Annotated in this window: 8 protein-coding genes; 6 read left to right on the top strand and 2 right to left on the bottom strand. The window is 69.1% G+C overall.

Translation table 11 applies throughout. The features are described from left to right. From Q0C41_RS16485 to Q0C41_RS16470, 4 genes are all read left to right on the top strand, one after another. Positions 1–1,330: IPT/TIG domain-containing protein (locus tag Q0C41_RS16485; protein WP_291985362.1), on the top strand; the 1,330-nt coding region annotated here is incomplete at its 5' end. Positions 1,331–1,476: 146 nt separating this feature from the next. Beyond that, positions 1,477–2,214: a DUF3891 family protein gene (locus Q0C41_RS16480; RefSeq protein WP_291985360.1), complete on the top strand. Its 738-nt coding sequence runs from the start codon at positions 1,477–1,479 to the stop codon at positions 2,212–2,214. Then, a complete protein-coding gene (locus Q0C41_RS16475; protein ID WP_291985358.1) occupies positions 2,211–2,915 on the top strand; it encodes a response regulator transcription factor in 705 nt (234 codons plus the stop codon). Before Q0C41_RS16480 ends, Q0C41_RS16475 begins: the two co-directional genes overlap by 4 nt. Positions 2,916–3,098: 183 nt before the next feature. Then, entirely contained in the window at positions 3,099–4,496 is a 1,398-nt protein-coding gene (locus Q0C41_RS16470; protein WP_291985357.1) for an ATP-binding protein, read from the top strand. Between the two features lie 27 nt (positions 4,497–4,523). Here Q0C41_RS16470 and Q0C41_RS16465 read toward each other — a convergent pair whose 3' ends face one another. Together Q0C41_RS16465 and asnB are read right to left on the bottom strand one after the other, a co-directional pair. After that, positions 4,524–5,384, bottom strand: a complete 861-nt coding sequence (locus Q0C41_RS16465; RefSeq protein ID WP_291985355.1) for a glycosyltransferase family 2 protein — start codon at positions 5,382–5,384, stop codon at positions 4,524–4,526. 4 nt (positions 5,385–5,388) lie between these two features. Continuing rightward, the gene (gene asnB / locus Q0C41_RS16460) at positions 5,389–7,278 is read right to left on the bottom strand and encodes an asparagine synthase (glutamine-hydrolyzing) (protein WP_291985353.1); all 1,890 of its coding nucleotides are present in this window, start codon (positions 7,276–7,278) and stop codon (positions 5,389–5,391) included. 181 nt (positions 7,279–7,459) lie between these two features. Here asnB and Q0C41_RS16455 point away from each other — a divergent pair, with 181 nt between their 5' ends. Further along, positions 7,460–10,285, top strand: a complete 2,826-nt coding sequence (locus Q0C41_RS16455) for a TonB-dependent receptor (protein ID WP_291985351.1) — start codon at positions 7,460–7,462, stop codon at positions 10,283–10,285. Between the two features lie 14 nt (positions 10,286–10,299). After that, positions 10,300–11,622 (top strand): hypothetical protein, encoded by a 1,323-nt coding sequence (locus tag Q0C41_RS16450; RefSeq protein WP_291985349.1) that lies wholly within the window; start codon positions 10,300–10,302, stop codon positions 11,620–11,622. The last annotated feature ends 3 nt before the right edge of the window (positions 11,623–11,625 follow it).

The raw sequence follows: 11,625 nt of genomic DNA, 5'->3' as shown, positions 1-11,625 counted from the left end.
CGTCCCGTCGTCGGTCGTGCCCGCCCTGGCCAACACCGCCTTCGCCATCCAGGTGGATGCGTCGCAGCCGATCATCGCCGAGCGCGCCGTCTACTGGCGCGGGTTGCTCGAAGGCCACGCCACGGCTGGCGCCGCCACCGCGTCACTGAAGTGGGGGTTTGCCGAGGGGCTGCAGGGCGGCTTCCAGATGTACCAGGACGCCAACGCCACCGACAAGCGTCGCTTCAACACCTTCTTCCCGATCTACAACCCGGGCACCACCGAGGCGACGCTGACGGCGTACTTCTACACGGAAGGCGAGAACACGGGGGTCACCAAGACCTTCACCGTGCCGGCGCGTTCGCGCTTCACGGTGTGGCCGCTGCTGTATCCCGAACTGGCCAACGAGAAGTTCGCGACGTTCTTCTCCTCCACCGTCCCGGTCGTGGCCGAGCGCGTCGTGTACTGGGGCAACGGCTTCACGGCCGGCCACGCCTCGCTCGGCACCCCGCTGCCCGACACGTTCCTGCTGACCGCGCCCAGCCTGCCGCCGGCCGCGCCGGGCGGCACGCTCACCGTCACGCCCAATCGCGGCGTGCCCGGGGGCGGCACCGTCGTCGAGATCGAGGGCACGGGCTTCGGCCACAACGACCTCGGGACGTCGGTCAGGTTCGGCGCCACGCCAGCGGCGTCGTTCGAAGTCGAGACCGACACGCTGATCCGGGCGGTGACGCCGCCGGGGGCCGCGGGCAGGGTCGATGTCACCGTGGAGACCAATGGCGTCGCGGTCACCGCGCCGCAGGCCTTCGAGTACTTCAACCCGTTCGCCGCCGTCGGTGCCCCGCTGAACACCTTCCGCCGCAACTCCGGCTTTGCCTGCGTCGGTGACGGACGTCCCTGCCAGATCATGCCGTCGTTCCTCGGCGTGGTCGCCGAACTGGCCCGGCGCCAGCCGTTCGACATCGCCAACTCGTGCCGTGCCTTCGGTGGCAACGAGAAGTTCATGGAGGATGTCGTCGCCGAGCTGCGGCTGCGCACCGGTACCAATCGGTTCGCGCTGAACATCAAGCGCGGCAACGAGGGCCTGTCCGAGGACATCGTGGCCTACTACTACGGTCCCGAAGGGTCGGACATGCGCAACAGCACGCAGGTGTTCATCATCGACATCATCGCCAACCACTGCAATCCGGCGAATCGGTCGGGCGGCGCGCCGTTCTGGCTCGATCAGACGCAGGCCACCGCCGATGCCGGCACGATTGGCCGGTGGACGCTGGGCAGCATGTGCTCGATCGCGCGCTACCGCAACGCGCAGCGGCCCAACGGCGACTGGCTGTTCCCGGAATGCCGATAGTCTGAGAGCGGCGCCCTCGAACACGGGGGCGCCGCGTCGGTAATGCTGGAATGCCGGAATGCCGAATGCTGAAGGCCTGAAGGGCCCTGGCATGGCGGCATTCCCGGCATTCGGCATTCCCGGCCTTTCTGTTCTACTCTCCCAGCGTGATCGTCCGACCTGACGGCGACAGCTGGCTCCTCATCCGCCAACCCGACCACGCCGCGCTGGCAGCCCATGTCCTCACCCACTGGGCGGCCGATGGGCTGCCCGACCGTGCCACGCGCGCGGTGCTGCTCGAAGCCACGCGCGAGCACGACTGCGGGTGGGCCGACGAGGACGACGCGCCGACCGTCAACGTCGAGACCGGCGATCCGTGGGACTTCATCCACCTGCCTGTCACCCGACGCCAGGCCGTGTGGTCCCGCGCCGTCGACCTGCTGGCCGATCGCCCGCACGTGGCCGCGCTCGTGGCCCACCATGCCGTCACCACCTACGCTCGCTACGACGGCGACCCCGCCTGGCGCGACTTCTTCACGACGATGTCGAACGCGCGTGACAGCCGTGTGGCCGCGCTCGCCGCGCGAACCGACGGCGTCTCCTTCGACAGCTTCCTGCGCGACTACGCGTCTCTGCGCGCGGCCGACCTCATCTCGCTCGCGCTGTGCCACGGCTGGCAGGATCGGTTCGAACTCGACTACTACAAGGGCGAGCTGGACGGCAGTACGCTGACCCTGACGCCCGACCCGTTTGGCGGCGCGACCGTGCCGTGGCAGGTGCCGGCGCGACGCATCCCTCGTCGTCCCTACGCGACGGACGGCGCGTTGCGTGACGCCGTGGCGGCCGCCGACATCAGCTGGATCTCGGGCCACCTGCAGGGGCGCCCGGAGCCGCTCCCGTCATGAGCCGCATCCTCGTCGTCGAAGACGACGCCGACATCGCCGAGTTGCTGCGTCACTATCTGGAGCGGAGCGGGCACGAGATCGACGTCCTGACCCAGGGCCAGGACGCCCTCCCGCGTCTGCGTGACCGTCTGCCCGACCTGGTGATCCTCGACCGCATGCTGCCCGGTGTCGATGGCCTGGAGATCTGCCGCGCGATCCGCGCCTCGGCCGCGATGGCCGACCTCCCCGTGATGATGGTGACGGCGCGCGCCGAAGAGAGCGACCGGATCGTCGGGCTCGAGCTCGGCGCCGACGACTACATCACCAAGCCGTTCAGCGCCAAGGAAGTCGTCGCCCGCGTCAACGCGCTGCTGCGGCGGTCGACGCGCACCGCACAGCCGGTGCCGCCGGTCGGGCCGTCGGCGGCGTCCGGTCGCGTGCTGCAGTACGGCGCGATCCGGATGGAACTGGACCAGCACGTGGTCACCGCCGGCGATGGCGAGGTGCGCCTCACGGCCAAGGAATTCCTGCTGCTGCAGTACTTCCTCGAGCACCGCGGTCGGGTGCTGTCGCGGGATCTGATGCTGACCGACGTGTGGGGCTACCAGTACACCGGCGGCTCACGCACGGTGGACGTGCATGTCCGGCGACTGCGCGAGAAGATCCCGGTGCTGGCCGACGCCATCGAGACGGTCAAGCAATTCGGGTACAAGTTGCGCTGAACGGCTGTCGATGACGGCCGGCTCGGAGAGCCGGCCCTACCCAGGGTGCGTCACACCGACGTCTCACGACCGGCGTACGCTGCGGCGCTGGTGCCGCCGCTACCCGATCCCGTCACGCGCCCGTTACACTCGAGACACGCACCGGTGGCCCCGTCGGCGACCGGCCGCGAGCCCCGAGGCCCCTTGCGCGTCCCTACCTTCGTCCTGTTGACGGCTCTGCAGACCGCCCTGTTCACGCCGGTGTTCACCCTCGGCGTGGCGTGGGTGACGCAGCAGCCCCTCGAGACGTCGCCAGGCTTCCTGCTCCGCGTCGGTCTGGTCGGCGTGGTCACCGCGGCCGTGTCGGCGGTGATCACGGGCTGGATGGCATCGACGGTGGTCGACGACCGGATCGGCGAGGTGGTGTCGGCCATCCGGGCGCTTGGCACGGGTGAACCCTGGCCCCGGTTGCCGGAGCCACGCGGCGACGCCCTGGGCCGCGTGGCCCGGGCCGTCAACATCGCCGGCGCCGCCCTCGACGTGCGCCTCGGCGATCTGAGTCGCGATCGCGCTCGCCTCGAAGCCGTCCTGTCGGGCATGGTCGAAGGCGTGATCGTGGTCAACGAACAGGGCCAGGTGCAGATTGCCAACGACGCGGCGCGGCAGTTGCTGCGACTGGACGCCTCGCCCATCGGCCGTCGCTACGTCGAGCTCATTCGCCACCCGGACATCGCCAGCCAGATCACGCAGGCGCTGCAGGGATCCCGCCCGGGCGGTCTGGAACTGGCCATCGGCCGCGACCCCGGCCAGACCTTCATCGCCCGGTGCTCGCCGGCCATCTCGCCGGGCAGCCGGGGCGCGGTGCTGGTGCTGCACGACATCACCGACCTGCGCCGCGCCGACCGCATCCGCCGCGACTTCGTGGCCAACGTGTCGCACGAACTCCGGACGCCCCTGACGGCGATTCGCGGCTACGTGGAGGCCCTGCTCGACGGGCCGGATCACGAGCCGGGCACGACCCGCTTCCTCGAGATCATCGCGCGGCATTCGGCGCGCATGGAACGACTGGTGAAGGATCTGCTGCGGCTGGCCCGCCTCGACGCCGGACAGGAGCCGCTCGAACTGGCCGAGGTGTCGGTGGAAGGCCTGTTCGGGTCCGTCGCCGCCGACCTGCAGCCGCTCATCGAGGGACGCCGTCAGTCGGTCCGCATCGACGTCACGCCGCCGACGCTGACCGTGCGTGGCGATCCCGCCAAGCTGCACGACGTGCTGCGCAACCTGATCGAGAACGCCTCCGCCTACACGCCGGAGGGCAGCCGCATCGAGCTGACCGCGACCGCGGACGCATCACAGGTGCGCCTCTCGGTGGCCGACACGGGACACGGCATCCCCGATGCGGAGTTGCCGCGCATCTTCGAGCGCTTCTACCGGGTGGACAAGGCCCGCTCGCGCGACTCGGGCGGCACCGGCCTCGGCCTGTCGATCGTGCGCCACCTCGTCGAATTGCACGGCGGGCAGGCCAGCGCTGCGAACAGGCCCGACGGCGGCGCCATCTTCACGATCGTGCTGCCCGTGGCCGGACGCCCGCAGGGTCCCGTCTAGGTCGGTCCGCCGCGGTGCCGCGGCGACTCAGAGGCTGGTCCGCCTGGTCACGAGATCCGCGAGCAGCCCCATCAGCGCGATCTGGATCGCGGTCAGGATGAGAATCGCGGCGCCGACCCCGAACGCCCCGGTACGGCTGAAGTCCAGGGCCGCCTTGATGGCGCCGAGCACCAGCAGGGCCGCCGCCGTCGGCAGGAACACGTTCAGCGGGCGGAAGGTCACGACCATCCGGACGATCAAGAGAAAGAAGTTCAGCGTGTCGCGCACCGGCCGAATCGACGACGCCCCGGTGCGACGGTAGTAGTCGATCGGGATGTACTCGACGCGATAGCCGTTGATGTGCGACGCCAGGGTGATCGTCGAGGTGAACGAGAACCCGTCCGGGAACAGCCCGAAGAAGCGGGTAGCCAGCTCGCGTCGGAACACCCGCAGCCCCGAGTTGAGATCGGGAATGCGGTGCCCGCTCAACAGATTGGCCGCACGCGTCAGCAGCCACTTCACGGGACGACGGAGCGCCGGGACGTGCACGCTCCCCCCCGTCCGCGCGCCCACCACCATGTCCGCCTCGTCCAGGTGGGCCAGCAACTCCGGCAGCCGGGCGATCGGATACGTCCCGTCGGCGTCGAGGATGGCGACCAGCGGATGCGTGGTGGCGCGGATGCCGGTCTTCAGGGCAGCGCCGTAGCCCCGATTGGCCCGGTGCCGCACCACGCGGGCGGTCGTCCCCGCCAGCACGCCGGCCGTGCCGTCCTCGGAGCCGTCGTCGACCACGAGCACCTCGTAGAGGCGACCGGACGCCTGCATCGTCGACTCGACAGCCGCGAGCGTCGAGGCGATGGCGCCCTCTTCGTTGAAGACCGGGATGATGATCGAGACGGGTTCAGGCATGCGATCAGTGGCGCCAGGCATGCGCCCAGCGCACCAGCGTGACGAGGCCCCAGAGCTTGAAGGCGTGATTGGCGCGACCGGCCAGGTGTGCCTCCATCATCGCCTGCACGGGGGCCACCTGCAGTTCGGGGAGGATGCGGAGCGAGGTCGGCGACAACACCTCGCGGAGGAGCGGCTGCAACGGGCCGCGGAACCACGAGGCGAGCGGCGCGTGGAAGCCGGCCTTGGCGCGCCCCACGATCGGGTCGGGCACGAGGCCGCGCATGGCGTCCTTGAAGATCACCTTCGTGTCGCGTCCGCGCAGCTTCCAGCGCCACGGCAGCCGGGCGCCGAGCTCCACCAGCCGATAGTCGAGCCATGGCGCACGCGCCTCGAGGCCGAACGCCATCGTCGTGCGATCCACCTTCGGGAGGATCGAGTCGGCCAGGAAGGTCTTGAGGTCGACGTAGAACAACCGGTCCATCAGCTCGGTGGCGCCGGAGGCCGTGTAGGCGGCCAGAAACGGGGCTTCGGGCGCCTGGTCCCGCGCGGCCGCCGCCAGCACATCGGGCCGCAGCAGCGTGGCGCGCGTCTCGGGCGAGCAGATCGTGCGCCAGGTGTAGTGCGCCGTCTCCGGGGCTTCGCCCGCGCCGGCGACGAACTGGCGCAACGCGTAGTCGAGGCTCATCTTGGTCGTCGCGGCCGGCAGCGCCCCGACGAGCGGGCGCACGACCCGATCGCGGAACCATCGCGGCAAGGTCCGCCACACCCGTGCCGCACGATCGGCGTGGTAGATGGCGTAGCCGCCGAACACCTCGTCACCGCCGTCGCCCGACAGCACGACGGTCACGTGCTCGCGCGTGGCTTGGGCCAGCCGGTACATCGGCACCATCGAGATGTCGGCCACCGGGGCGTCGGCGTGGAACACCAGGCGGTCGAGCGACGCCGACACGTCAGCGGCGCGGCACACGACCTCGTGGTGGGTGAGGTCGTAGGTCCTGGCGACCAGCGCGGCAAACGGGCCTTCGTCGAAGGACTGCTCGTCGAAGCGGACGCTGAAGGTGTGCAGTGGCCCGGTGTGGCGCGGTCGCATGAAGTGGACCACGGCCGATGAATCGAGACCGCCGCTGAGAAACGCCCCGAGCGGCACGTCGGACACGAGGCGCAGCCGCACGGCGTCGTCACACAGGGCGCGGATGTCCTCGATGGCCTGGTCGCGGTCCGTGTAGAGGTCGTGGCCGAACCGCACATCCCACCAGGGCTCGACGGTCTGGCGGTCGGCCGTCGCGGTGAGCATGTACCCGGGCGGCAGCTGGCTCACCTCCTGCCAGATGGTGCGAGGGCCGGGGACGTAGTTCAGGGCGAGGAACGCATCGAGGGCGGCGGGGTCGAGGGTGCGCGTGACGCCCGGGACGGCGAGCACCGCCTTGATCTCGGAGCCGAACACCAGGCGGCCCGGCGTGCTGGCGAAGTACAGCGGCTTGACGCCGAGTCGGTCGCGGACGAGCCAGAGCGTGCGTGAGGCACGGTCCCACACCGCCACGGCGAACATCCCGTTGAAGCGGTGGATGGCGGCTGGCCCCCACTCCTCCCAGGCGTGGGCGATGACCTCGGTGTCGGTGCGCGACGCGAAGTGATGCCCGCGCGCGACCAGTTCGGTGCGGATCGCCTCGAAGTTGTAGATCTCGCCGTTGTAACAGACCTGGATCCGGCCATCCTCGGAACCGATGGGCTGTCGCCCCGCCTCCGAGACGTCGATGACGCTCAGCCGGCGGTGGGCGAACCCGAGGCCGTCAGCCGCCCAGAAACCCTCCGCATCCGGGCCCCGGTGGCACAGGGTGTCTGCCATGGCGGCGAGCCACGCGTGGTCGACCGCCCCGCCGTCACGAACGAACACTCCCGCGATGCCACACACCTGGTCGGGCCGATGGTAGCAGACGGGTGCCCCGCGTGCCGCACGGACGAAACACACAGGGATCAGGCATTTAACGGCGGCGAAACAGGCTCGTGTCACCCGGGTCACATGAGGTTCCTACAGTCGGTGTGGTCGAGGCGCGCTCCCTGCCTGCCTCGGGATGTCACCTATGAGGAATCGCATGATGTTGCGCCTTGCGGCCCGCCCGTCCCGGCTCCTGAGCCTGGCCGCGTTGGTCATCACTCCTCTGCTCGTCCCTGCGCCGGCGCTGGCGCAGCCGACGGGTGCATCGGTCCCGGCGACGTCGCAAGCGAAGCGGACCGGACGCGTCCGTGTGACGGGCCGCGTGCTCGACCAGCAGAACGCCGTGCCGCTGCCCGGCGTCCCGGTCGAGCTCGTCGGCACCACGGATGTCGCCTACACCGACGTGGACGGCCGCTATGCCCTCGATGTCCCGGCGGGGCCCCAGACGCTCAAGGTCGTCATGGGCGGCTACGTCGAACGCACCGTCAGCGTGCAGGCTGAACCCGGCACCCCGGTCACGGCGGATGTCGGCCTGGCGATGGAGGGCTTCTCCGAGGCCGTCACCGTTTCGGCCGACGTGACCGATGCCAATTCGTCGACCGCCGAGGCGCAGTTGCTCGAGCGCAAGCGGTCGGCCGTCGTGTCCGACAACATCGGCGCCGAGGAGATGAAGGCCAACAACGACAGCAACGCGGCGACCGGGTTGTCGCGCGTCACGGGCCTGTCGGTGGTCGGCGACGGGTACGTGTTCGTGCGCGGGCTCGGCGAGCGCTACAGCAGCACCACACTCGGCGGCGTGTCGCTGCCGACCACCGAGCCGGAACGACGCGTCGTCTCCCTCGACCTGTTCCCCGCCGGTCTCATCGACAACGTCAAGGTCGCCAAGACCTACGCGGTGGACCAGAGCGCGGAGTTCGCCGGCGGCCTCGTGCAGATCGAACCGCTCAAGTTCCCGTCGCGTCCGGTCTTCGACGTCTCGCTCGGCGCGGGCTTCAACGACCAGACCACGTTCGACGACGTCCTCGGCTACCGCGGCGGCAGCAACGACTTCTGGGGCTTCGGCACGAGCGCACGCGCGCTGCCGGGCGCGCTCCCCAACTCGCGCGTCATCCGCGGCGCCGGTCGTTTCACCCCTGACGTCGGCTTCACCCAGGCCCAGCTCGAGCAGTTCGGCGAGTCGTTCTCCAACAACTGGTCGCTGGCGCCCCGCACCGGCGACCCGAACCAGTCGTTCGGCGCCGTGTTCGGCGACCGCTTTGGCAAGTTCGGTGTCGTGGCCAGCTACTCACAGAACTACCGCGAGCAGTACTACCAGGACAAGCAGATCACCTACGTGCTCGGGCAGAACGACGCGCTCGAGAACTTCGTCGACTACGACTTCGACTACGCCACCAAGCGCTCGACGATGGGCGTGGTGGCCAACCTGGCCTACCAGTTCACGCCGACGCAGCGCCTGTCGTTCGAGAACTTCCTGACCAACAACGGCGAGGACGAGGCCCGGGCCTACAGCGGCTTCAACGGCGAGGCCGGCCGCTTCCAGCGTGCCCAGCGGCTGTTCTGGACCGAAGAACGCATCACCAGCAACAACGTGTCGGGCGACCACTTCTTCTCGAGCCTGAGCAACAGTCACATCGACTGGCGCATCGGCTACGGCGTCGGCAATCGCGACGAGCCGGACCTGCGCGAGACGATCTACCAGGCCATCAACCCGGCCAATGCGTACGAGTTCGCCGACCTGTCGCAGAGCGGCTTCCGCATGTTCAACGCCCTCGAGGACACGACCATCGACGGCCAGGTGAACTGGTCGGTGCTGGCCAGCGCCAAGGGGCGGCCGGTGCAGTTCAAGACCGGGTTCGCCTACCTCGATCGCGAACGTGACTTCCGGTCGCGGCGCTTCCGCCTGGTGCCGCTGAACCTGACCGGCCTCGACCTGACGGCACCGGCCGAGACCCTGTTCTCGCCGGCCAACATCGGCCCGAACCGCTTCGAGCTCAAGGAAGAGACGCGGACGACGGACTTCTACGATGCGACGCAGAAGGTCGCCGCCGGCTACGCGATGGTCGACCTGGCCATGTCGTCGCGGCTGCGCCTCATCGGTGGCGTACGGGTCGAGCAGTTCCAGCAGGAAGTCAACACGCGGGACCTGTTCAGCCTGTCGTTCGACCCGACGGTCATCCAGGCGCGACTCGACGAGACGAACCTGTTCCCGTCGGTCAACGTGGTCTACGCGCTGACGCCCGCCTCGAACTTCCGCGTCGGCTTCAGCCAGACCGCCAACCGCCCCGAGTTCCGTGAACTCGCCCCGTTCGAGTTCACCGATGTCGTCGGGGGCCGGGCCAGCGTCGGCAACCCCGACCTGCAGCAGGCCCTCATCCAGAACGTCGACGTCCGGTACGAGATCTTCCCGCGCGCCGAGGAAGTGTTCGCGGTCAGCTTCTTCTACAAGAACTTCGACAACCCGATCGAGCGCGTCCTCGAGCCGACGGCCAACATCCGGACCTCGTACGACAACGCCGACAGCGCCCGCAACGTCGGCATCGAGCTCGAGGCCCGCAAGCGGCTGGCGCCGTGGTTCTACGTCGGCGCCAACTACTCCTACATCAACTCGCGCGTGACGCTGACGCCCGCGCTGGCCCAGGTCCAGACCTCGCTCGAGCGGCCGCTCGCCGGCCAGTCCGACAACCTGCTGAACGTGATGGCGGAAGTGCGCATCGGCGCCGCGGCGTCGGTCCGTGCGCTGTACAACTTCGTCGGCGACCGCATCACGGACGTCGGCGCCTCGGGGCTGCCCGACATCATCCAGGTCGGCCGCAACCAGCTCGACCTGGTGTACTCGCAGCGCATCTTCAGCAAGCTGACGCTGCGCGCCAGCGCCGACAACCTGACCAACGACCCGTACGAGTTCACGCAGGGCGACTTGCGCCAGCGGTTCTACGACCTCGGTCGCACCTTCTCCTTCTCGTTCACGTTCTCGGCCTTCTGATGAGGACTTTCTCCATGTTCCGCTCGCTTCGCGTCCTCGGGCTGACGCTCGTCGTTGCCGCCCTGGCGCTGACCCAGCAACCGACGCTGCTCGGCCAGACCGTCATCGGACCGGCCTACTCGGTGCCAGGTATCGACAAGCCGATCCGCGTCATCCAGGGTCGCCTGTCGACCACCCTCAACCTCACCAACGACCACTACTACGTCCTGCGCGGCGCCGTCTTCGTCGCGGAGGGCGGCGTCCTGAACATCCAGGCGGGCACGACCGTCGCGGGTGAACTGGCCACCCTCGGGACGCTCATCGTCGAGCGCGGCGGACGCCTCAATGCCGTCGGCACGGCGGCGCAGCCGATCGTGATGACCTCCGACCAGGCCATCGGCAACCGCAACCGCGGTGACTGGGGGGGCCTGATCATCAACGGCCGCGCGCCGCTCAACGTGCCGGGTGGCATCGGCATCGGCGAAGGGGACACCGGCGAGTACGGCGGCAACGACGTCAACGACAACAGCGGCATCCTCCGCTATGTGCGCGTCGAGTTCGCCGGCATCGAGTTCAGCCCCGACAACGAGCTCAACGGCATCGCCTTCCAGGGCGTCGGCCGCGGCACGACCGTCGACTACGTGCAGGTCAAGATGAACCGCGACGACGGCGTCGAGTTCTTCGGCGGCACGGTGGACATCAAGCACATCGTGCTCAACGGTATCCGCGACGACAGTCTCGACTGGACGTTCGGCTGGAGCGGCCGTGTCCAGTACCTGGTGGCGCAGCAGCGCGGCGACGATGCCGACATGGGCATCGAGGCGGACAACAACGACATCAACAACAACCTGCTGCCGCGATCGAACCCGACGATCTACAACCTGACGCTGGTCGGCGACCCCTCGACCACCTTCGGCAACGAAAGCAACATCGGCATGCTCCTGCGCCGCGGCACCGCCACGACGATTCGCAATGCGGTCGTCGTCGGCTTCAAGAGCTGGGGCCTCGACATCAACGGGTCGGCCTCCCTCGCGCAGGCCCAGGCTGGCGAGTTGTCGGTTCGCAACAGCATCTTCTTCGGCAACGGCATCGTGCGCGCCGGGGCGCAGTACAGCCCGGCGTCGATTCCCTTCATGAACGACTCGACGATCCGCAACGCGGATCCCGGTCTCATCGACCCGTTCAATCTGACGGCGCCGAACTTCCGGCCGACGCTGGGATCGCTGGCCGGCGGCCAGCTGGCACCCGCCACGCCGCCCAACGACGGGTTCTTCGAGGTGACGACCTTCATCGGCGCCTTCAGCCCGGATCCGGAGCAGGACTGGACCCGCGGCTGGACCGACTTCACGCTACGCTAGGCG

The sequence above is a fragment of the Luteitalea sp. genome (assembly GCF_022842525.1).
Lineage (GTDB): Bacteria > Acidobacteriota > Vicinamibacteria > Vicinamibacterales > Vicinamibacteraceae > Luteitalea.
The sequence above is the reverse complement of the archived record's forward strand: the minus strand, read 5'-3'. Positions and strand labels throughout refer to the sequence as shown.

Excerpts from the sequence above, each read along its gene's own strand:
- Q0C41_RS16475 (WP_291985358.1), top strand. The coding sequence starts at position 2,211 with ATGAGCCGCATCCTCGTCGTCGAAGACGACGCCGACATCGCCGAGTTG.
- Q0C41_RS16465 (WP_291985355.1), bottom strand. The coding sequence starts at position 5,384 with ATGCCTGAACCCGTCTCGATCATCATCCCGGTCTTCAACGAAGAGGGC.
- Q0C41_RS16455 (WP_291985351.1), top strand. The coding sequence starts at position 7,460 with ATGATGTTGCGCCTTGCGGCCCGCCCGTCCCGGCTCCTGAGCCTGGCC.
- Q0C41_RS16450 (WP_291985349.1), top strand. The coding sequence starts at position 10,300 with ATGTTCCGCTCGCTTCGCGTCCTCGGGCTGACGCTCGTCGTTGCCGCC.